This is a genomic window from Salinicola sp. MH3R3-1, from assembly GCF_001937155.1.
GTDB lineage: Bacteria > Pseudomonadota > Gammaproteobacteria > Pseudomonadales > Halomonadaceae > Salinicola > Salinicola halophyticus.
On the sequence record NZ_MSDP01000011.1, the window covers coordinates 61135 to 83586 of the forward strand.

The window sequence follows — 22452 nt, forward strand, 5'->3', positions numbered from 1 at the left end:
CCAAGGAATAAGGATGATGTTAAGCGGGGCGCATTGTAGCATTGCCTTCATTGAGGGGGCAGCCGAAGGGCGACGAGAGCACCATGACAAAACTGCAAATCTGGAGCGTGCTGGGCGTGGCGTTGACGGTCTGGCTGCTGACCGAGGCGGTGCCGAGCGCGTTCAATCGGATGCAGGTGACGATCTCGGCGCCAATCCAAGCGCTGTCGGTGGCGGCCGGGATCATGGTATTGCTGCGCGGTGTCTACAACCGCTACCGTGGCAGCCAGCTCCACGATCGCTCGCCAGGCGGCGAGCATCCCCTAAACCCGCGCCAGGAGGATGGTTCAACATGAGTCCGGGGCCGTCTCAACTGCCACTCGGCATCGGGCTGCGCGATGACGCCACCTTCGCCAACTACCTGCCGGGTAACAACGCCTCGCTAGTGTCGCATTTGACCGAGCAATTGGAGGAGGGTGGCGAACCTTTTCTCTATCTGTGGGGCGGTGAAGGCGTGGGCTGTAGCCACCTGCTCCAGGCGGCCTGTCACAACGCGGACGCGCAGGGCAAGCGCGCGCTCTATCTGCCACTGCAGACGCTGGGGCATTTTCCGCCGGACATCCTAGAAGAGCCGGAGCGCCTGGATCTGCTGGCGATCGACGATCTGCAGCTGGTGACGGGGCGCAAGCGCTGGGAAGAGGCGCTGTTTCACGGCTTCAATCGCCTGCGCGACGCCGGAAAACGCCTGGTGATCGCTGCCGACCGTTCGCCGCGCCAGCTCGAGATCAAGCTGCCGGATCTGGCTTCCCGGCTGAGCTGGGGCATGGTGTTTCACGCCCAACCGCTCGATGATACGCAGCGTCTGGCCGCGCTTCAGCTGCGAGCGCAGGTCCGGGGTATGGAGCTGCCGCCGGAGGTAGGGCGCTATATCCTGCATCGTGGCCCCCGTCAGCTGGACCCGCTGTTCGATCTCCTGCGTCGGCTCGACAGCGCATCGCTATCGGCCAAACGCAGACTGACCATTCCGTTCGTCAAGCAGGCGCTGGAGTGGTAGATGCCCGAGCCGCTTGGGGATTGTGGCAGGTGGCAAGTTCAGGGTCCCGAGATCTTAGAGCGTGATGTCCTTGTAGGCGGGCGGCTCGGTTGGCGTCACCTTCGACTCGAGCGCTCGGCGTTCACGAATCATCTGATGCAGGGTGCTCATCAACTTGGCGGCGCCCGGTGACATGCGACGCTCGCGCAGGCTGATCAGGCCGAATGGCTGGACGCTGAGGGCATCCGTCGACGGCAGAATCACGAAACGCGGCTGCGTGCAGAGGAGTTCGGCGACCTCCCGCGTCGTGACCGTGACCGAATCCGACTTGTCGACCATCGCCAGGGCCATATAGATATCCGGCGTATTGATGATTCGCTGCGGTGGCGCCACCTTGTGATGCAGGAACAGATGCTCGACGCGTTGCCGCATTAGCGCCCCCGGGGGTTGCAATACCCATGGATAATCCAGCATCGCAGTCAGGTCGAACGTCTCCTGCGCTGCGAGAGGATGGCCTGCGCGGCAGACGAAACAGAGCGCCTCCTCTCCGATCTCTTCGAACACGAAGTCGCCGGCCGGCATGCCGCTGGGAATTCGAGCAATGGCGAAATCGAACTCACCGTCGCGTAGCCGCGGCACCAGATTGCGACTGACATCGACATCGATATTGACCTCCAGGTGGGGGCTGTCGCGATGCACGCGTTCCACGGCGCTGGCGAGCAGCGTCACCGCCGGTGCCAGCACGGTACCGATCGAAACCGTTCCGGCATTGCCTTCGCTGAGCGCATTGATCTCCTCGCTGGCCTGCGCGAGCGAGGTCAACATGCCGCGAGCGTGTCGAATCATGCTCTCGCCATACCAGTTGGGCGTCACGCCGCGAGAGTGACGATCGAAAAGCGAGACCCCGAGCAGATGCTCCAGATCTCCCAGCAGCTTGGAGGCCGCCGGTTGACTCATGCCCAGTTTGGTCGCGGCCCGATGGAGATTGCGGCACTCGTCCAGCGCCACGAACAATTGAAGATGGCGAAGCTTGAGCCGGACGCGGAGGAACCAGTCGGGGGACAGCAGATCGGTGGGTTGGGATTTCATGATGTTGTCTCTGGCGAATATTCGACGTTTTTATGAGGCGTGTCGTGCGTTTCTCGTATAGTCAGATCGGTGCCGGCGGTCTACGGTTTAGACGGACGTCATTGGCGGCAACCGATTGGCGCTGACGTCGAGATAAACAGAAATAATAACCAAAACGTATAGCTAAACGAAAAACAGGAGCTTGCGATGACACGCCATGTCTTTTCTTTTCCTCGCTATCTCGGCGTCGGGCTGTTCGGGTTGATGATCGGCCAAGCCTTTTTACAAGCCCAGGCGCAGACGATGCCGATCGATTCATCATCCTCCAGTGCCTTGCCGCCGGGCATCGAACGATCCGCCTTCGGCCAGTTGCCGAATGGACGCGAGGTCGACTGCTATCGCATCACCAACGAAAACGGTATCGAGATGCGGGTCATCAACTACGGTGGCATCATCGTGTCGTTGAAGACCCCCGACCTGCAGGGCCAGATGGATGACATCGTGCTCGGCTTCGACTCGCTCGACGATTATCTCTCGGATGCCTATCAGCGGGCCAATCCCTACTTCGGTGCCTTGATCGGTCGCTATGGCAATCGTATCGCCAATGGCCGTTTCAGCCTCGACGGCGAGACCTACCAGCTGCCGACCAACGATGGTCCCAATACCCTGCACGGCGGCGACGTCGGCTTCAATCAACGCCTATGGCATGCCGAGCCGTTTTCCTCGAGCGAAGGACGCGGGCTGGTACTGACCTACACCAGTGAAGACGGCGAGGAGGGCTTTCCCGGCCGACTCTCGACCCGGGTCAGCTACACGCTGACCAACGATAATGAGCTTGCCATCGACTATCGCGCAAAGACGTCCCGCGCGACGCCGGTCAATCTGACCCAGCACAGCTACTTCAATCTGCAGGGTGAAGGCCATGGCAGCATTCTGAATCATGAGTTGACGATCAATGCGAGCGGATTCACGCCGGTCAACGAAACCTTGATTCCGACCGGCGAGATTGCCGATGTCAGCGGCACACCGTTCGATTTTCGCCGGCCGACCGCGATCGGTGCGCGGATGGGAGAGAAGAACACCCAGCTGGCCTACGGCAAGGGCTACGATCATAACTTCGTGCTGAGCAAGAATCCGGGCGCGGCAGGCCATCTGGCGCTGGCAGCAAGAGTGACCGAGCCGCAAAGCGGCAGAGTGCTCGAAGTCTCTACCACCGAACCGGGGCTGCAGTTCTACTCGGGTAACTTTCTCGATGGCAGCCTGACCGGCAAGAGCGGCCGCGCTTATACCCATCGCTCGGGGCTCGCGCTGGAGACCCAGCATTTTCCCGATTCTCCCAATCAATCCAATTTTCCGTCGACGATCCTGAAGCCAGACGAGACCTATCACTCGCGGACCGTTTATCGCTTCTCGACCACACAGTCGGAGGGACAATCACGTTCCACCCAGCCCCACTCCTCATAGATCGCACGACTGAGCCCGTCGCGTATTGGTTCGCCACGAATCATGTCGCCACGGGCATCCCGATGGCAGGCTTCGATGCCGCTCCCGTCAATCGCCTTGTCCAAGGCTACGCTCAGGGCCGCCACCATGGCGGCCCTGATGGTTATGAAACGCCTGTTTTAACCAAAGTCTTAAAACGACTTTAGTCGTGGCGGGGCGTTGTCTCCGGGAGGCGATGCCCGCCTGCTGGTTATCTCCGTGATTTGCTGATAGCAAAGCATGTATCGCTTTGTGTGAGTGTGCGTATTAGTCGGTTATTGACTTACGGCTTACTGTCATTTCTGCCGTGACGTGACACGGGCTATCTAATAACAACCCCAATGCCCCCGATGGGGCTGGAGGCCGCCAGTGATTCGCTTTGTTAAATCATCGTTACTCGTACTCGGTGTATCGAGCTTGGTTTTGGGTTCCGCGCCACTTTACGCCCAGGATGACGTCAAGATCGGTTTCATCGTCAAGAAGCCGGAGCAGGCGTGGTTCATCAATGAGCAGGATGCCGCGAGCGCACTCGGAAAGCAGAAGGGGTTCGAGGTGGTGCGTCTCTCCGGTGAAGACGGTCAGCAGGTGCTCAGCGCGATCGACAACCTGAATTCCCAGGGCGCCCAGGGCTTCGTGATCTGTCCGCCGGACGTTCGTCTGGGGCCGGCGATCGCCAATCGTGCCAAGCAGTATGGGATGAAGGTGGTAACCGTCGATGACCAGTTCCTCGGCGCAGATGGCAAGCCGATGGACTCCGTGCCACATCTTGGCATGTCGGGTTACAAGATCGGGCAACAGGTCGGTGAAACGATCGCCAAGGAGATGAAGGCTCGAGGTTGGGATCCACAGAGCGTAGCGGCGTTGCGCATCAGCAACAACGAACTGCCGACCGCCAAGGAGCGCACCGACGGCGCCACCGATGCCCTCTTGGATGCCGGGTTCGTCAAGGACAATATCTTCGACGCTCCACAGCAGAATACCGACACCAGCAGCGCGTTCGCGGCGGCATCGCCGGTGTTGTCGAAAAATGGTGATTTCGAACACTGGGTCATCTACGCGCTCAATGAAGAGAGCGTGTTGGGAGGCGTTCGTGCCAGCGAGCAGTACGGTCTGGCCCCGGACCAGGTCATCGGCGTAGGTATCAATGGCTCGGGCGCGGCGTTTGCCGAGTTCTCGCGCGAGAAAGCGACCGGTTTCTACGGCACGATCGCCGTCAGTTCGACCATGCACGGCCGCCAGAGTGCCGACAATCTCTACACCTGGATCACCGAAGACAAGGAGCCGCCTGCCAACACGCAAACGACAGGCACGCTGATGACGCGCGACAACTGGGAACAGGTTCGCAAAGATCTGGGGCTTTGAATCCTGGCTGGCGTGGTATCGGATCCGTGAGGGATTGAGGAGAGCGGGATGGCGGAACCTTATCTGCGTGTCGACGGCATTACCGTTGAGTTCCCTGGCGTTCGCGCGCTGGATGGCGTCAGCTTTTCGGCGCGAGGCGGGGAAGTCCATGCCTTGATGGGCGAAAACGGCGCCGGCAAGTCGACACTCTTGAAGGTATTGAGCGGTGTCAATCGGGTGACCAGTGGACAGCTGTGGATCGGTGACGAGCCGATCGTTTTCGCCAATTCCCGCGAGGCGTTGCGTCAGGGTATCGCGATCATCTACCAGGCCTTGACGCTATCGCCCAATCTCTCGGTGGCCGAAAACCTGCTGTTGGGGCAACTGCCGGTCAAGCATGGCTTCCTCGATCGGCGTCGGCTGCGCGAGCGTGCGACGACGATTCTGGAGGAACTGGGTGAGGGAGATATTCATCCCTCGACCAAGGTGCGGGATCTATCGATCGGCCAGCAGCAGATGATCGAGATCGGGCGAGCGCTGTTGCGCGACGCCCGGATCATTGCCTTCGACGAACCCACCAGCTCGCTCTCGGTTCAGGAAATTCGGCATCTCAAGCGGATCGTCTCGCGGCTTCGCGACGAGGGACGAGTCGTGCTCTATGTGACCCATCGCATGGAGGAGGTGTTCGAGATGTGCGATGCGGTGACCGTGTTTCGTGACGGTCGCCACATTCGCACCCACGACACCCTGGAGGGGCTCGATCACGACATCCTCGTCAGCGAGATGGTGGGGCGCGAGATCGAGGACGTCTACGGATATCGGTCGCGCCAGCACGGCGAAGTTCTGATGCGGCTGGAGGGTATCGAGGGGCGCGGCGTCAGCGCGCCGGTCAGCCTCGAAATACGTCGTGGCGAGGTGCTGGGATTATTCGGTCTGGTCGGCGCCGGACGCAGCGAACTGATGCGCCTGGTGTGCGGCGTCGAGCGAGCCACCGCCGGTCAGGTAACCTTCGATGGCACGCCGCGCCGATTCGGCTCTCCTCAAGCGGCAATCCGTGCTGGCATCGCGATGTGTCCGGAAGATCGCAAGTCGCAGGGAATTTTCCCGGTGGCCAGTGTCTCGGACAACCTCAATATCAGCTGTCGGCGTTTCTTCAAGCGCTGGGGCGGTTTCCGCAACCCGCGACGTGAAACTCAGAATACCGAGGAGTACATCCGCCAGTTGCGAATCCGGACGCCGGGGCCGAAAACGCCGATCGCCAACCTGTCCGGCGGCAATCAGCAGAAGGTGATTCTGGCCCGCTGGCTGTCTGAGGAGATCGACCTGTTCGTGATGGATGAGCCGACACGGGGCATCGATGTCGGCGCACGTCGGGATATCTATTCGTTGCTCTACGACCTTGCCGAGCAGGGGAAAGGAGTCCTCATTATCTCCAGCGACCTGGCTGAGGTCAGCTCGATCTGCGATCGCATCGGCGTGATGCGAGACGGCGAGCTGATCGACATCGTGTCTCGGGACGCCGCCACGCCCGAGCGATTGCTTGGGCTTGCACTGCCGGCCTGATACGGCTCCAACATCAATTTCGGCATCGACTGTTACAACAGCTGTGAATCGCGAGAGGGTTCAGAATCATGAATGACAAAGTTGCCACGCCGACGGCAGTGCCGGCCGAGGAACGTCGAGGGCTCCCCAAGCCGTTACGGACGCTGCTCGACACTTCCGGCCTGATTGCCGTTTTCATCTTGCTGTTCATCGGTCTTGCCGTGATGGTGCCGTCGTTTTTGACCGAACGTAACATTGTCGGCTTGCTGCTGTCGGTGACGCTGATCGGCACCATTGCCACCACCATGATGATGGTGCTGGCATTGGGAGAGGTCGATCTGTCGGTGGCGTCCATCGTCGCCTTTTCCGGTGTCGTTGCCGCCATGGTCACCTCGACCAGCGGCAGCGTGATGATCGGCGTGCTGGTGGGGGTCGCGGCTGGCGCGGCGGTGGGAGCCTTCAATGGATTCGTGGTTGCCCGTTTCGGGATCAACTCGCTGATCGCGACATTGGCCGCGATGGAGTTCGTCCGGGGGCTGGCCTACATCACCTCCGGTGGTGACGCGGTGATGATCACCGTGCCGGGCTTCTTCGATCTGGGTAGCGCCGCGTTTCTGGGGCTGACGCTGCCGGTTTGGACGATGATCGCCTGCTTCCTGATATTCGGCGTCGTGCTCAACATGACCGCTTTTGGCCGCAACACGCTCGCGACCGGGGGAAACTCGGAAGCGGCCAGCCTGGCGGGGGTCAATGTCCGTCGCCTGAAGATCATGGTTTTCGCGCTGCAAGGTCTGGTCGCCGGTATCGCCGGGGTGCTGCTGACCTCGCGCATGGGGTTGGGCGATCCCAATACGTCTCAGGGGCTGGAGCTGGCCGTCATTTCGGCCTGCGTATTGGGCGGCGTATCGCTTTCCGGCGGGGTCGCATCGATCACCGGGGTGCTGGTCGGGGTGCTGATCATGGGCTGCGTACAGAACGCCATGGGGCTGCTCAACGTCCCCACGTTCTATCAATACCTGGTGCGTGGGGCGATCCTGCTGCTCGCGGTCATGTTCGATCGCTGGAAGCAGACCCGTCGGGCGGGCGGTTGACGTCACCGAAAGCCGGCATTTTTCAACTTTGGTCGGGTAGCGGATTACGCCGTGGATGACAGAGACGTGACTCGCTGCACGGTGCGCCGTCACCGATACTCGTATTGGCATCGATCGGCACAAGAATTGGCATTATGTGGTTATTGGTATTGGCGCTAACGTAGCGACACCCCACGGCAGCTAGTCAAGTCGAAGCCGTGGCGGCCGTCAGGAGGACGCCATGCAAGACACCACACAAGCGGCAACCGGTCTCTCGACATTGGGATTGATGGGGATTGCCGCCGCCGCTATCGCGATTCTACTGGTTCTGATCATCAGGGTCCGATTGCATCCGTTCTTTGCGCTGGTGATCGTCAGCATCGGCACCGCGCTGGCCACCGGCATTTCGGTGGCCGAACTGCTGCCGACATTACTGGGCGGCTTCGGCAAAACGCTGGGCAACGTCGCTTTGCTGATCGGTTTCGGGGCGGTGCTGGGAAGACTGGTCGCCGTTTCGGGCGGGGCACGCGTACTGGCCGATACGTTGATTCACTTCTTCGGCAGCAAGCGAGCACCGTTGGGACTGTCGATCGCCTGTCTGCTGTTCGGTTTTCCGATTTTTCTGGACGCCGCCTTCGTGGTGATGCTGCCGGTGATCTACTCGGTGGCGCGCGAACTCAAGGCGTCGTTGCTGCTCTACGGTCTGCCGGCTGCCGGTGCGTTTCTGGTCATGCACGCCTTGATGCCTCCGCACCCGGGCCCGGTGGCGGCCGCGGTCTTCCTGCATGCCGACATCGGCCAGGTGCTGTTCGTGGCGCTGCTGGTGGGGCTGCCGACCTGGTACGTGATGGGCTACCGGCTGTCGCTGATACTGGCGAAGCGGTCACCGTTTCAGCCGGTACCGAACCTGATGGGGGATGAAAACGAAGAGGTCCCGCCCGAGAAACGCCCGGCGTTCGGTACGGTTCTATTGGTGCTATTGCTGCCGCTGGTGTTGATCTTTCTCAACACGGGGCTATCCACGCTGGGCCAGAGTGGGGCCATAGACGGCGACAATCCACTGGTAGCCGCGCTGATGGTGATCGGCGAGACCCCGATTGCTCTGTTGATCAGCACCTGTATTGCCATGTGGCTGCTGGTCATTCGCCGCGGTGAGCGCGGGGCGATGGATTCCATCAACGAGATCGTCGAACAGGCGTTGTCTCCCGTCTGCAGCATCATTCTGATCACGGGTGCCGGCGGCATGTTCGGCGGTGTGCTGACGGCCAGCGGCATCGGCGATGCGCTGGCAGACAGTCTGCAGGCGTTCGGACTGCCGGTGATCCTGGCCGGCTACGTGATCGCCTCGGTGATTCGTGTGGCTCAGGGCTCGGCTACGGTTGCCGGTACCACGGCAGCCGGCATCATGGCCCCGGTGGTGCTGGGAGATCCGTCGCTTGCCGGGTTGCCGGCAGCCTGCATTACCGTGGCTATCGTGGCGGGTGCCATCGGCTATTCCCACGTCAACGATTCCGGTTTCTGGCTGGTGGGTCGATTCCTCGGCGTCGATACCAAGACCATGCTCAAGACCTGGACGGTGATCTCCATCGGTATCTCGCTGATGGCGTTTGGCCTGGCGTGGTTGGTGTTTTCCCTATTGTGATTATCGAGAGTGACTGTCGATGGTGCCGAGTAGATGGCGACAGGCGAAGGCAACTTTCGATGACACGTTTGATGACTGCCGTGACCGCCACCGTAATGACGGTGGCTCGAGGAGAAAAAGATGAGTGATTCATCGGACAAGTCCCGACAAGCCGAGCCCCAAGGATCTGAGCCCCAGAAAAAACGCCAGCTGCGTTCCGCCGAATGGTTCGGCTCCGCCGACAAGAACGGCTTCATGTACCGCAGCTGGATGAAGAACCAGGGTATCCCCGACCATGAGTTTCAGGGCAAGCCGATCATCGGCATCTGCAATACCTGGTCGGAGCTGACGCCGTGCAACGCGCATTTCCGCAAGCTGGCGGAACACGTCAAGAAAGGCGTGCTCGAAGCCGGCGGCTATCCGGTGGAGTTTCCGGTGTTCTCCAACGGCGAGTCCAACTTGCGGCCGACGGCGATGTTCACCCGCAACCTGGCCAGCATGGATGTCGAGGAGGCCATTCGCGGCAACCCCATGGACGCCGTGGTACTGCTGGTGGGCTGTGACAAGACGACACCGGCGCTGTTGATGGGCGCGGCGAGCTGTGACATCCCGACGATCGTGGTGACCGGCGGGCCGATGCTCAACGGCAAGCACGAAGGCAAGGACATCGGCTCCGGTACCGTGGTGTGGAAACTCTCGGAAGAGGTCAAGGCCGGCAAGATATCGATCCACGACTTCATGGCCGCCGAGGCCGGGATGTCGCGCTCCGCCGGTACCTGCAACACCATGGGAACCGCCTCGACCATGGCCTGCATGGCTGAATCGCTGGGCACCTCGTTACCCCACAACGCGGCGATTCCGGCGGTCGATTCGCGCCGCTATGTCCTGGCGCATCTCTCCGGCAACCGTATCGTCGAGATGGTCCACGAGGACCTCAAGCTCTCCAAGGTGCTCACCAAGCAAGCCTTCGAGAACGCCATTCGCACCAACGCCGCGATCGGCGGCTCGACCAACGCGGTCATTCACCTGAAGGCGATCGCCGGACGCATTGGCGTCGACTTGCCATTGGACGACTGGACTCGGGTTGGCCGAGGCACGCCGACCATCGTCGACCTGCAGCCCTCCGGGCGCTTCTTGATGGAAGAGTTCTACTATGCCGGTGGCCTGCCCGCCGTGCTGCGTCGGCTCGGCGAAGCCGATCGGTTGCCGCACAAGGATGCATTGACCGTCAACGGCAAGACGATCTGGGAAAACGTGCAGGACGCGCCGCACTATAACGACGAGGTGATTCGGCCGCTGGATAACCCGTTGCGCGAGGACGGCGGGATGTGTGTGCTACGTGGCAATCTGGCGCCCAACGGGGCGGTACTCAAACCGTCGGCGGCGAGTCCCGAATTGATGAAGCATCGCGGCCGCGCGGTGGTGTTCGAGAATTTCGACGACTACAAGGCGCGGATCAACGACCCCGATCTCGAAGTCGATGCCAACGATATCCTGGTGCTGAAGCACTGCGGGCCGCGTGGCTATCACGGCATGGCCGAGGTCGGCAACATGGGGCTGCCGCCGAAGATTCTCGAGCAGGGCATTACCGACATGGTGCGCATCTCCGACGCCCGCATGAGCGGCACTGCCTACGGTACCGTGGTATTGCACGTGGCGCCGGAAGCCGCCGCCGGTGGTCCATTGGCCGCGGTTCACAACGGCGACTGGATCTCGCTCGACTGCGATAACGGTGCGCTCGAGCTGGAAGTCGACGATGCCGAAATCGCCCGTCGCCTGGCCGAGGTCGATCCGATGGCGGCCTCGAATCAGATCGCCAGCACCGGTGGCTATCGCCAGCTCTATATCGAGCGCGTGCTGCAGGCCGACGAGGGCTGCGACTTCGACTTCCTGCGCGGTTGCCGAGGAAGTGAAGTGCCGCGTCATTCGCACTGAGGTGGCAGCGAGGCGGCCTCAGTGAGAGACGTTCGTCATTCGCCCATCAATGTGGCGGTGACCTTCCGGGTGCCGCCATGTTGCCGATGTTCGCCCAGCCAGATGCCTTGCCAGGTGCCGGTAAGCAGCCGCCCGTTGTCGATGGCGACCGTCAGCTCGGTGCCGAACAGACTGGCGAGAACGTGGGCGGGCATGTCATCGGGGCCCTCGAGCGTATGTCGCATGCCGGACAGGTTTTCCGGCGCCAGTTTGCTGGCGAACAGGGCCATGTCGTGGCGCACGTCCGGATCGGCGTTTTCGTTGAGGGTCAGTGATGCGGAAGTATGCATCAGTTGAAGATGTAGCAGGCCGGTTCGGATCTCGGTGATGCCGGCAAGGGCGCTGATGATCTCGTCGGTGACCAGATGAAAACCGCGTGAGCGGGGTTTGAGTGAAAACTGGTGGCGGTGCCACATGAAGCGGGCTCCTTCAGGAATCTGTGCATGTAGCGTTCATCGTAGATGACGGCTGCGGCACTGTCTTTTTGTAGTTCCCTTTTCCTGTGGTTCTCTTTTCCTGTAGCCCCCTTTTCCTACAATTCCGAATTGATGACGGTGAATAGGTAGGGAGAGACCAAAGTCGCAGTCCCTGCGTCGTTGTTTGCGCATAGGCTAAAGAGCTGCCGCCCCGTTGGCAGTCGCTCCAGGCGATCCAGAAACAGGAGGTGTTCGTGAAAATTCGTGCCGCCGTGATTCATGAGATGAAAAAGCCCCGTCCGTATCGGGAGTCACTGCCGATGTCGGTCGAGGAAGTCGAGCTGGATGGGCCGGGCCCGGGCGAAGTGTTGGTCAAGATGCGTGCCGCCGGCTTGTGTCATTCGGATCTGTCGACGATCAACGGGGATCGGCCGCGCCCGCTGCCCATGGTGCTGGGACACGAAGCGGCCGGGGAGGTTGCCGAGGTGGGCGAAGGCGTGACCGATCTCGCGCCGGGCGATCATGTGGTGTTCTCTTTCGCACCCAGTTGCGGCGCGTGCTCGTCGTGTCTTTCCGGGCGAGCAGCGCTTTGCCAGCCCGGGGCGGCAGCCAACACCGCCGGGCATCTGCTGGGTGGGGGAATGCGGCTGCACAAGGGCGGGGAGAAGATCTACCACCATATCGGCGTCTCGGGCTTTGCCGAGTACACGGTCGCCTCGCGGCGCTCCCTGACCAAGATCGATTCCAGTCTGCCATTTCACATCGCGGCGCTGTTCGGTTGCGCGGTACTGACGGGCGTCGGTGCGGTGGTACATACGGCAGGGTTGCGGCTGGGGCAATCGGTGCTGGTGGTCGGGCTCGGCGGGGTAGGCCTCGCGGCAGTGATGGGCGCGGTCGGCGGTGGCGCGCGTCAGATCATCGCCGCCGATATCGCGCCGGACAAGCTGGAGACCGCCAAGGCGATGGGGGCGACGCATATCGTCAACAGCGGGGATCCGGATGCGGTAGCGCAGGTGCGCGAGATCAGTGGCGGCGGCGTGGATATCGCGGCCGAATTCGCCGGCGTTGCCAAGGCGCTGGAGTTCGCCTACGAGTCCACCGCGCGTGGCGGCACGACCGTGACGTCCGGCTTGCCGCATCCCGATGTGCGCTTCGCCATCAGTCCGACCCGAATGGTCGCCGAGGAGCGCACGCTCAAGGGCTCCTATCTGGGCGGTCATGTGCCGTCGCTGGATGTGCCCGAGTACATCGCGCTTTATCAGGCTGGCCGACTGCCGGTGGACCGGCTGCTGACGCATCGACTGACGCTGGACGAGATCAACCTCGGCTTCGACCGTCTGGCCGATGGTCAAGCCATTCGTCAGATCATCGATTTCGATTGAGTCGCGAGCCGGGCAGGTTACGGATCGACTGCTAGTCTTGAAGGAGTCTCGGAGAGGTGGCCGATGTCTTGGCTGCCTCTTTCGCATTTCATCCGTCACCGACAGGAGAAAGTCATGGCTCAGACACGAGTCGAGCGCGATAGCATGGGCGAACTGGAAGTCCCCGAGAGTGCGCTCTATGGCGCTCAGACGCAGCGTGCCATCAACAATTTTCCCATCAGCGGTCGGCCATTGCCGGCTGCATTCATTTCAGCGGTGGCGCGGATCAAACAGGCGGCCGCCGAGGTCAATCTGGAGCTGGGCCTGCTCGATGAGGATCGTGCCAAGGCGATCGTCGCTGCGACCGACGAGATCATCGCCGGCAAGCATCCGGATCAATTCCCGATCGATGTCTTTCAGACGGGGTCCGGCACCTCGACCAACATGAACGTCAACGAGGTGATCTCGCACCTCGCAAGCCGCGCCGGGCTCGAGGTGGGTCCCAACGATCACGTCAACATGGGCCAGTCGAGCAACGACGTGATTCCCACCGCCATTCATCTGGCGGCGGCGATCGAGGTCAACGAGCGTCTATTGCCCGCTCTCAATTATCTGCGTTCGGCCATCGACGACAAGGCGGCCTCCGTCGACGACGTGGTCAAGACCGGCCGCACGCACTTGATGGATGCGATGCCGGTTCGGCTGAGCCAGGAGATGGGCGGGTGGTCGAGCCAGATTGGACAGGCCGTCGAGCGTCTCGAGGACGGCTTGAAGCGGATTACCCGGTTGGCGCTGGGCGGTACTGCGGTGGGCACGGGCGTCAATGCGCATCCCGATTTCGCGGCGAAAGTCTCCCAGCGTCTGGCCAGCGCCACCCGCCTCGAATTTCGCCCCAACGACAGTTTCTTTGCCAGCTTGGCTTCCCAGGACGCTGCGGTGGAACTTTCCGGTCATCTCAAGACCTACGCCGTTGCCGTGATGAAGATCGCCAACGACCTGCGCTGGATGAACTCCGGACCGCTGGCAGGGCTAGGCGAAATCGAGCTCGAAGCGTTACAGCCGGGCAGTTCGATCATGCCTGGCAAGGTTAACCCGGTCATTCCCGAATCGGCCGCCCAGGTCGCCGCTCAGGTGATAGGCAACGATGCCGCGGTCACGATGGGCGGGCAGAGCGGCAACTTCCAGCTCAATGTGATGCTGCCGATGATTGCTCACAATGTGCTGGACTCCATCACGCTGCTCACCAATGTCAGCCGGCTGCTGGCGGATAGCGCCATCGCCACTTTCAATGTCCGTCGCGACAACATCGAGACGCCGCTTTCCAGGAATCCGATTCTGGTGACGGCACTCAATTCGGTGATCGGCTACAACGCCGCTGCGGCAGTGGCCAAGAAGGCCTATCAGGGAGGAAGACCGATTATCGATGTGGCCGAAGAGGAAACCGATCTTTCTCGTGAAGAACTCGAACGGCTGCTCGATCCGACCAAGCTGACCCAGGGCGGCATACCGGAGTGAACCGGGCTTGACTGTACGGAAGGCTGTTTCTGCAGTGACCCACAAAAAACGCCACCCGATCGGGTGGCGTTTTTTGTCGGCTGTCTCGGCCGGGCGAATCCTTTTTGCTTTGGGGCTTTCTATACAGTCGTTTCCTACACTGTCTTTTTCTACACCGTCCTTCCCTATACCGGTGCTTCGCCGTGCCGATCCTGCGCTTCTTCGATGGTGTCCTCGGCATCTTCGCGTTCTTCACCGTCCGCTTTTTCCGGCTCGTTTTCATCGGCGCGGGAGGGGTCGTAGGAGAGCGTGACCAGGATCGGAAAGTGATCGGATCCGACTTCCGACAACCGCTGCATATGCACCAGCGTGAAATGCTCGGTGACGAAGACGTGGTCAAGAGGCCAACGCAGGATCGGATATTTGGCGTGAAAGGTGCTGTACTGTCCGCGGCCTCGGCGCAGATCGAGCATTCCACTGATCTTGCAGAACAGCTTGGTCGTCGGTGACCACGCGACGTCATTGAGGTCTCCGGCCACGATGGTCGGCAGCTTTTTCTTGGCGATGGCCTCGCCGACCAGCAATAGTTCGGCATCACGCCAGAGTGATTCGTCGCTCTCCGATGGCGCGGGTGGGCGCGGGTGCAGCGCATGAAAGCGAACCCTTTCGCCGCCGGGCAAGCGTACCCAGGCATGAATCGAGGGAATGTCATCCTGGATCAGCCACTTGACCTCGACATCCTCCAGCGGCACCCGAGAGTAGAGGTGCATGCCGTACAGATTGTCCAGCGGGATACGGATCGCCTGCGGCATCATCTCGCCAATGGCGGCATCCAGCTGATCACCCCACCACTGGTCTGATTCCAGCGTCAGCAGCATGTCGGGCTGGTGCTGCTTGACCAGAGCGATCAACTTGTCGGCTTGTCGGTTCGGCGTTAGCACGTTGGACACGAGCAGCCTGAGCTGGCGGTCAGGGGTGTGGGACTCTGCCTCGACCACCGTGCAGCGAGCCAGACGCGTCCAGGGATAAATCCGCGTCCATTGAATGCCGGCAGCAATCACGCTGGCGGCTATTCCGGCCCAATGCCACCAGGCGCTGGGTCCGAATGCCAGCTGGGCCAGTGCCAGAACGGTGGCGGCGATCGCGATCTGCAGAAGCGGGAAATCGAAGCTACGAATGGTCCAGTGTCGAATCCTCAGATAGGGCGCGAGGGTGATCAGCAAGACGAGGCAACCAAGACAGGTAAACAGGAGCTGCAGCAACGGGTCATTCCTTGTATCGGGATAGGGCACCTTGCCGGGTCAAGAGTAGCAGAAATGCGTCCTGACAATGATACCGTGGCCTTGGGGCGATTCACGCTACTTGGCAATGCAGCCGGCGACAGTTTTCAGCGGGCTTTCGATGATGCCACCGATGTGACGAAAGCCGGGAGCTGATCGAGATAGTCCGCCAATGCCTGCTGATCTTCACTCGTCAGTCGCAGCCCGAGTTTGCTGCGCCGCCAGAGAATGTCTTCGCTGGTACGTGCCCATTCGTGTTCGATCAGATAGTCGACCTCGGCGCGAGTCAGCCCGCCGCCAAAATGCTGGCCAAGTGCTTCCTGACTCTGCTTGCCATTCAGAAAACGCAGACACAGCGTGCCGTAGCTGGAAGCGAAACGCTCGGCCCGTTCCCGACCGAGGAACGGATAATCGCGCAGCAGCTGCAGGACAAAGGCCTCCCGCGATTCGATATCCCCGCCGGGGAGACGAGCCTCGGCCGTCCAGGCCTGGCCCATGTCCGGCATCAGCGGTTGAAGCTTGTGCAGCGCCGCTTCCGCCAGCTTGCGATAGGTGGTGATCTTGCCGCCGAAGATCGACAGCATCGGCGCGCCATGACTGTCGAGATCGAGCGTGTAGTCGCGTGTCATGGCCGAGGGATTCTCGGACTCGTCGTCACACAGTGGCCGAACACCAGCGTAGGTCGAGATGACATCCTCGCGGCTCAGCTGCTTGACGAAGTGAGCGTTGAGTACCTCGAGCAGATAGTTGATCTCCTCGTCGTTGACGCTGACCTGGGAAGGGTCGCCCTGATAGCGGCGGTCGGTGGTGCCGATCAGGCTGAAGCGCTGCTGATAAGGCAGCACGAACACGATACGGCCATCCTGATTCTGCAGGATGTAGGCGCGATCATCCTGATTGAGGCGCGGCACGACCAGGTGGCTGCCCTGGATCATGCGGATGCCGTAGCGCGATTCCCGCTTGGCATTGTTCTTGACGAAAGACTCCACCCACGGCCCGGCGGCATTGACCAGAACCTTGCCACGGCACTCCTGGCGCTCGCCGGTATCGCGGTTCTCCAGGCTGACCCGCCACTGGCCGTTCTCCTCGCGGGCCTGGGTACAGCGCGTTCGTACCCGTATATCTGCCCCTTTCTCCTGCGCCTGCAAGGCGTTCAGTACCACCAGGCGTGCGTCGTCCACCCAACAGTCCGAGTACTCGAACCCTTTCCTGATCGCCGGCACCAACGGACTGTCGGGACCGAATCGCAGAGTCCTTGCATTGGCCAGACTGTCACGATGGCTCAGATGATCGTAGAGAAACAGACCGGCGCGAATCATCCAGCCTGGGCGCAGATGTGGCTGGTGCGGAAGAATGAAGCGTAGCGGCCAGACGATGTGTGGCGCCTTGCGCAGCATGACTTCGCGCTCCCTCAGCGCTTCCCGGACCAGCCTGAACTCCCGGTGTTCGAGATAACGGAGGCCACCATGGATCAGCTTGCTGCTGGCCGACGAGGTGGCGCTGGCAAGATCGGACTGTTCGCACAAAAGCACGGAAAGGCCACGTCCAGCGGCATCATTGGCGATCCCGGTACCATTGATGCCGCCGCCGACAACGATGAGGTCGTAAACGTGTTGCGGGGTCGCAGAAGCCATGCCGTTCTCCCGAAAGCGTGATGACATCGAATATGTTCGTTTACGAAAATAAATTAATCACTTTCGAACATCAAGCGTGTCATTGCGCCTGGAAGAGTCCAGTGGTCGTCCATTGGTCATGGTTGGTGATTTATCATACGACCGAATTGCCCAAGAGAAAGAACCGACACGAGGTCGGCTTTCCGAGAGCGACGGTCAACAGCTGGCGCGGAAGGTGAGGGGAGAGTTCGTCAAGTGCGCTTGACGATAGCGTCACTTCAATTCAGTCGGAGTCAGTTCGCGTCGGCGGTTAAGGCCTCCGCTTCGACCGTTATCAGAGGATCCGCGACGTACAATGCCACGTCATGTTCACGCATCAGGCGGCACAGAACGTCAGGCGGCTGGCGGTCGGTGAAAAAGGCGTTGATCTGGCTGAGGTTGCCCTGTCGTACCACGGCATTGCGGTGGAACTTCGAATGGTCCGCTGCCAGAAATACCTGGCGGGAGTTGCGCAGGATGGCCTGCGCCACGCGAACTTCCTGATAGTCGAACTCCAGTAGAGAGCCGTCACCGTCGATACCGCTGATGCCGATGATGCCGTAGTCCACCTTGAACTGATTGATGAAATCGATGGTCGCCTCGCCGATGATGCCGCCGTCCCGCGAGCGAACCTGCCCCCCGGCAACGATGACGTTGAAATCGGTCTTGTGCTGAAGAATGGCGGCCACGTTCAGATTGTTGGTAATGACTTCCAGCCCACTATGCTGGCACAGCGCTTCGGCAATGAATTCGTTGCTGGTCCCGATATTGATGAACAGCGATGAAGAGTCGGGAATCTGGGCAGCCAGCATCTCGGCAATGCGGCGCTTGGCATCGAGATTGAGCGTCTTGCGCGTGTGATAGGCGGTGTTGACCGTACTCGATTCGAGCCCGGCCCCGCCGTGCACGCGCTTGACGATGCCTTCTTCCGCGAGTTGATTGAGATCCCGGCGTACCGTCTGGGGCGTGACGTCGAAATCCTTGGCAAGCTGTTCGATCGAGGCATAACCCTGGCGCTTGACCAGCTCGACGATGGCTTCGTGACGTTCCTGCTGGGTCATGTTGATTTCCTGCCGCGGTTCGATGGCTATTGTTGAAATGACGTCATGGCGAGAGTTTATCAAACCCTTACCCGGAACCGGGGTTTCAGTAGGGCCATCAGGTGCATCGGGCCATAGACCATGGTCTATGGTGTCAGCAATCGAATTCAGGTCGTTGTCGATTGAAGGTGATAGCGAGGGTGAAAGTGAGGATGAACAGTGGGGGCGAAGAAGAATAGTGCCGACACGACAGGCAGTTGGCGTCGAATTTTTGTTGTCGAAGGGTTGCATTCCGCGTCTGCCCGGGTAGAATTCGCATCCGTTGTCACGGCAAGCCCAGCGCAATGTCTGTAGGACCGTAGCTCAGTTGGTTAGAGCGCCACGTTGACATCGTGGAGGTCAGCGGTTCAAATCCGCTCGGTCCTACCAAAGTCAGACCTACCAAGTCAGATGACGCTGCAGATGAAAGGGTTTTGCGACAATGTATTTCAGGACCATAGCTCAGTTGGTTAGAGCGCCACGTTGACATCGTGGAGGTCAGCGGTTCAAATCCGCTTGGTCCTACCAGATTCGAACCTCGAGCCACGGCTCGGGGTTTTTTTATGGTCGAGTCTTTTTCCCTGTCCCTGTCCCATTTCACTTTCTATTTCTTCTCGGTCCCTTTTCGCTGGTGTGATCCGATGGCGCCTGCCGGGGCGTACGTTGCGTGGAAGTTGCTTCCCGGGCCGAATGACAAAGTCTTCAGACGCTACTCGACGTCAAGATTCGTTTTCAGTCGTCGATGTTGAAATGCGAACGGCAGGTGAGTCAAACCGACTCGTTTGTCAGGATTTCCTGTCTGCCAGCACCGTCGAGTGTAGGACATTGGTGGTTGAGACTAAGGTTGCAGCTTTTTTAAACGTAATAAAATCAATTAAATAGAAGCCTGTTTTTGCGAAACTCGTTTTCTGCTTTTTTCGTCGTATAGCTTTATAAAACGGCTGTTCTAGGATGCTCGGAAGAGAAAACGGGAACGGCGCCACTCATGTCATTACAACTCCACAATGTGACACTGTCGGTGCGGGGCGAGACTTACATCGATGACGCCAGTCTGACGCTGGAGCCGGGGTCGTTCAACGTGTTGCTGGGACACACGTTGGCTGGCAAGACGACATTGATGCGACTGATGGCGGGCCTGGACAGGCCTGACAAGGGCTCGGTACATCTCGATGGCCGAGACGTGACCCATGTGCCGGTTCGTCAGCGCAACGTCTCGATGGTTTATCAGCAATTCATCAACTACCCCACATTGACCGTCTTCGACAATATTGCTTCGCCGCTCAGGCAGGCCAAGATGTCCCGCCAGGAGATCACCCGTCGAGTCGAGGAAACGGCTGCAATGCTCGGGATTCAGCACCTGCTGGGACGCTATCCGCAGGAACTCTCCGGTGGGCAGCAGCAGCGCACGGCGATGGCCCGAGCATTGGTCAAGGACGCGGACCTGGTGCTGTTCGATGAACCTCTGGTCAATCTCGACTACAAGTTGCGCGAGGCGCTGCGCGTCGAGATGCGCAAACTGTTCGAATCGCGCAATACCATCGCGGTCTACGCCACCACCGAGCCCGCGGAGGCACTGGCACTGGGCGGTACGACGACCCTGCTGCACCAGGGGCGGATCGTTCAGAGCGGGCCTAGCGGCGACGTCTATCGCCATCCGCGTAACCGTGAAGCCGCCACGCTATTTGGCGAACCACCGATCAACTTGATGCCGATGACGGTCGACGGATGCGAGTGCCGGATCGCCGATCAGCGCCAGCCGCTGCCAGAGGAGTGGCGCAATCTCTCCGACGGCGACTATCAGGTCGGTATCCGGCCTCATCACTGGTCGCTTCAGCCGCTCTCGGAAGCGGCGTTACGTCTGCCGGCCGTCGTGCGCGTAGCGGAGATCAGCGGCTCCGAAACCTTTCTGCATCTGTCGCATGATCGGATCGACCTGGTCGCGCACCTGGCAGGGATTCACGAGTTCGGCGTCGATCAGGCGCTGGACATTCACGTCGCGTGCCGACAGTTGTTCGTATTCGAGCCGGGTGGCGATCTGGTGTTGTCGCCATCCTCGTCGCGACCAACGCTTGCGAGCGTTCGAGGAGAACTCTAGATGGCAGAAATTCGCCTCGAACAGCTGGCGCACAGCTACCATAGCGCCCCTTCGCAACCCGGTGATTACGCACTCCGGCCGATAGACCACGTCTGGGAGCAAGGGGGCGCCTACGCCTTACTGGGCCCCTCGGGCTGCGGCAAGAGCACGCTGCTCAACATCATCTCCGGTCTGTTGGCCCCCTCGGAAGGCCGCGTGCTTTACGACGGCAAGTCGGTCAACGATCTCAGTCCGCAGGATCGCAATATCGCCCAGGTTTTCCAGTTCCCGGTGGTCTACGACACCATGACCGTTCACGAGAACCTGGCGTTTCCACTGCGCAATCAGGGACAGCCACGCGAGCGCATCGATGCCCGAGTGAGAGAGGTGGCCGAGGCGCTGGAGATCGAGCCGCTGCTGAACCGGAAGGCGAAGAACCTGACGGCGGACGAGAAGCAGAAGGTGTCGATGGGGCGCGGCCTGGTGCGTGACGACGTGGCGGCGATCCTGTTCGACGAGCCGTTGACGGTGATCGATCCCCAGCTCAAGTGGCGGCTGAGGCGCAAGCTCAAGGAGATCCACCAGCGCTTCAACGTGACGATGGTTTACGTTACCCACGACCAGCTGGAGGCGTCCACCTTCGCCGACAAGATCGCGGTGATGTACGAAGGCCAGATCGTCCAGTTCGGCACGCCGCGAGAGCTGTTCGAGAACCCGCAGCATACCTTCGTCGGCTACTTCATCGGCAGCCCCGGTATGAATCTGCTGGATGTCGCCCTGGGCGAGACGGGTATCGAGTTCGACGGGCGAACGCTGGCGGTGGCCGACGCGATCGTCGCCCAGCTCCGGCAGCGCGAAGGCGAGCGCCTGCAGCTCGGCATCCGGCCGGAATTCGTGCAGCTGGTGGCGCCGGAGAATGCGGTACTGCACGGGTATGTCGATCTGGTTCAGGACCAGGGCACCTTCAAGATCGTCGATGTGCGCCTCGATACGCCATCGGCACCGGTGGTCAAGGCGCGCCTGGGAGAAGAGGCCAACGTTCCCGAGGGGCGAACTGGCGTGCACTTCCCCGAACCCTGGCAGCGCTTCTATATCGACGACCATCTGGTGGGAGTGGCTGATGAAAACCTATAACAACAAGGCCTGGTGGCTGGTATTGCCGGTGTTCGTGCTGGTGGCCTTCAGCGCCATCATCCCGATGATGACGGTGGTCAACTATTCGGTACAGGACATCTTCGACCCGAGTACGCGCTACTTCGTGGGCACCGAGTGGTATCGCGAGATCCTGGCGGATCCGAGGCTGCACGATTCGCTGGTGCGGCAGTTCATCTACTCGTTCTGCGTACTGGCCATCGAGGTGCCGCTCGGCATCATCGTCGCGCTGTCGATGCCTCGGCGAGGGTTGGGCGTGCCGGTCAGCCTGATTCTGCTCTCTCTACCGCTGCTGGTGCCGTGGAACGTGGTGGGGACGATCTGGCAGATCATCGGGCGAGAGGACATCGGGCTGTATGGCTGGATTCTCAACAGCCTGGGGCTCGACTACAACTACGCCTCCAACCCACGGGACGCCTGGATCACCGTGCTGGTGATGGACGTCTGGCACTGGACCTCGCTGGTGGCGCTGCTGTGCTACTCCGGGCTGCGCTCGATTCCCGATGTCTACTACCAGGCGGCCAGAATTGATCGCGCCTCTCACTGGGCGGTATTTCGCTTCATCCAGTTGCCGAAGCTCAAGAACGTGCTGTTGATCGCGGTCATGCTGCGCTTCATGGACAGCTTCATGATCTATACCGAGCCGTTCGTGCTCACCGGTGGCGGGCCGGGCACGGCCACGACATTCCTCAGCCAGACGTTGACCCAGATGGCGCTGGGCCAGTTCGATCTGGGCCGGGCATCGGCGTTTTCGCTGATCTACTTCCTGATCATTCTGCTGGTGACCTGGGTGTTCTATACCGCCATGACGCATAACGACAACAAGGAATGACG

Annotated in this window: 18 protein-coding genes and 2 tRNA genes; 15 read left to right on the forward strand and 5 right to left on the reverse strand. The window is 60.6% G+C overall.

Going from position 1 to position 22452, the window contains the following annotated elements; translation table 11 throughout:
• Positions 1 to 83 precede the first annotated feature (83 nt).
• A complete protein-coding gene (locus tag BTW08_RS07995; RefSeq protein WP_075561999.1) occupies positions 84 to 335 on the forward strand; it encodes a hypothetical protein in 252 nt (83 codons plus the stop codon).
• Positions 332 to 1033, forward strand: coding sequence for a DnaA regulatory inactivator Hda (hda, locus tag BTW08_RS08000; RefSeq protein ID WP_075562000.1), 702 nt, complete (start codon positions 332 to 334; stop codon positions 1031 to 1033). Before BTW08_RS07995 ends, hda begins: the two co-directional genes overlap by 4 nt.
• A 54-nt stretch (positions 1034 to 1087) precedes the next feature.
• Here the strand turns inward: hda and BTW08_RS08005 are convergent, their stop codons facing one another.
• Positions 1088 to 2101 carry a LysR substrate-binding domain-containing protein gene (locus BTW08_RS08005; RefSeq protein WP_083627756.1) on the reverse strand — a complete coding sequence of 338 codons (1014 nt, stop codon included), beginning with the start codon at positions 2099 to 2101 and terminating at the stop codon, positions 1088 to 1090.
• Between the two features lie 186 nt (positions 2102 to 2287).
• Between BTW08_RS08005 and BTW08_RS08010 the strand changes: the two genes are divergently transcribed.
• From BTW08_RS08010 to BTW08_RS08035, 6 genes are all read left to right on the forward strand, one after another.
• Positions 2288 to 3544, forward strand: coding sequence for an aldose epimerase family protein (locus BTW08_RS08010; RefSeq protein ID WP_083627757.1), 1257 nt, complete (start codon positions 2288 to 2290; stop codon positions 3542 to 3544).
• Positions 3545 to 3979: 435 nt separating this feature from the next.
• Positions 3980 to 4924: an arabinose ABC transporter substrate-binding protein gene (locus BTW08_RS08015; protein ID WP_245392121.1), complete on the forward strand. Its 945-nt coding sequence runs from the start codon at positions 3980 to 3982 to the stop codon at positions 4922 to 4924.
• Positions 4925 to 4972: 48 nt separating this feature from the next.
• A complete protein-coding gene (gene araG / locus BTW08_RS08020) occupies positions 4973 to 6466 on the forward strand; it encodes an L-arabinose ABC transporter ATP-binding protein AraG (RefSeq protein ID WP_075562001.1) in 1494 nt (497 codons plus the stop codon).
• Positions 6467 to 6534: 68 nt separating this feature from the next.
• Positions 6535 to 7536 (forward strand): L-arabinose ABC transporter permease AraH, encoded by a 1002-nt coding sequence (gene araH / locus BTW08_RS08025; RefSeq protein WP_075562002.1) that lies wholly within the window; start codon positions 6535 to 6537, stop codon positions 7534 to 7536.
• Positions 7537 to 7756: 220 nt separating this feature from the next.
• A complete protein-coding gene (locus tag BTW08_RS08030) occupies positions 7757 to 9157 on the forward strand; it encodes a GntP family permease (RefSeq protein WP_075562003.1) in 1401 nt (466 codons plus the stop codon).
• A gap of 120 nt (positions 9158 to 9277) precedes the next feature.
• On the forward strand, positions 9278 to 11071 hold the full coding sequence (locus BTW08_RS08035; protein WP_075562004.1) for an IlvD/Edd family dehydratase: 1794 nt from the start codon (positions 9278 to 9280) through the stop codon (positions 11069 to 11071).
• 35 nt (positions 11072 to 11106) lie between these two features.
• Here the strand turns inward: BTW08_RS08035 and BTW08_RS08040 are convergent, their stop codons facing one another.
• Positions 11107 to 11526: a secondary thiamine-phosphate synthase enzyme YjbQ gene (locus tag BTW08_RS08040; RefSeq protein ID WP_075562005.1), complete on the reverse strand. Its 420-nt coding sequence runs from the start codon at positions 11524 to 11526 to the stop codon at positions 11107 to 11109.
• 254 nt (positions 11527 to 11780) lie between these two features.
• Between BTW08_RS08040 and BTW08_RS08045 the strand changes: the two genes are divergently transcribed.
• Both BTW08_RS08045 and BTW08_RS08050 read left to right on the forward strand, forming a co-directional pair.
• The gene (locus BTW08_RS08045) at positions 11781 to 12908 is read left to right on the forward strand and encodes a zinc-dependent alcohol dehydrogenase family protein (protein ID WP_075562006.1); all 1128 of its coding nucleotides are present in this window, start codon (positions 11781 to 11783) and stop codon (positions 12906 to 12908) included.
• Between the two features lie 114 nt (positions 12909 to 13022).
• On the forward strand, positions 13023 to 14402 hold the full coding sequence (locus tag BTW08_RS08050) for a class II fumarate hydratase (RefSeq protein ID WP_075562007.1): 1380 nt from the start codon (positions 13023 to 13025) through the stop codon (positions 14400 to 14402).
• Between the two features lie 164 nt (positions 14403 to 14566).
• On the opposite strand, the gene BTW08_RS08055 is transcribed toward BTW08_RS08050, so the two are convergent.
• The 3 genes from BTW08_RS08055 to BTW08_RS08065 all read right to left on the reverse strand — a co-directional run bounded on the left by BTW08_RS08055 (position 14567) and on the right by BTW08_RS08065 (position 18374).
• A complete protein-coding gene (locus BTW08_RS08055) occupies positions 14567 to 15643 on the reverse strand; it encodes an endonuclease/exonuclease/phosphatase family protein (RefSeq protein ID WP_075562008.1) in 1077 nt (358 codons plus the stop codon).
• Between the two features lie 125 nt (positions 15644 to 15768).
• Entirely contained in the window at positions 15769 to 17295 is a 1527-nt protein-coding gene (glpD, locus tag BTW08_RS08060) for a glycerol-3-phosphate dehydrogenase (protein ID WP_083627758.1), read from the reverse strand.
• A 272-nt stretch (positions 17296 to 17567) separates the two neighbouring features.
• The gene (locus BTW08_RS08065; RefSeq protein ID WP_075562010.1) at positions 17568 to 18374 is read right to left on the reverse strand and encodes a DeoR/GlpR family transcriptional regulator; all 807 of its coding nucleotides are present in this window, start codon (positions 18372 to 18374) and stop codon (positions 17568 to 17570) included.
• A 331-nt stretch (positions 18375 to 18705) separates the two neighbouring features.
• On the opposite strand from BTW08_RS08065, the gene BTW08_RS08070 reads away from it, so the two are divergent.
• From BTW08_RS08070 to BTW08_RS08090, 5 genes are all read left to right on the forward strand, one after another.
• Positions 18706 to 18782: transfer RNA gene (locus BTW08_RS08070), tRNA-Val, on the forward strand.
• 61 nt (positions 18783 to 18843) lie between these two features.
• A tRNA-Val gene (locus BTW08_RS08075) sits at positions 18844 to 18920 on the forward strand.
• Between the two features lie 457 nt (positions 18921 to 19377).
• On the forward strand, positions 19378 to 20487 hold the full coding sequence (locus BTW08_RS08080) for an ABC transporter ATP-binding protein (RefSeq protein ID WP_075562011.1): 1110 nt from the start codon (positions 19378 to 19380) through the stop codon (positions 20485 to 20487).
• The gene (locus BTW08_RS08085) at positions 20488 to 21600 is read left to right on the forward strand and encodes an ABC transporter ATP-binding protein (protein WP_075562012.1); all 1113 of its coding nucleotides are present in this window, start codon (positions 20488 to 20490) and stop codon (positions 21598 to 21600) included.
• Positions 21584 to 22450, forward strand: a complete 867-nt coding sequence (locus BTW08_RS08090) for a sugar ABC transporter permease (protein ID WP_210403222.1) — start codon at positions 21584 to 21586, stop codon at positions 22448 to 22450. The genes BTW08_RS08085 and BTW08_RS08090 overlap by 17 nt, the downstream gene beginning before the upstream one ends.
• Positions 22451 to 22452: the final 2 nt, after the last annotated feature.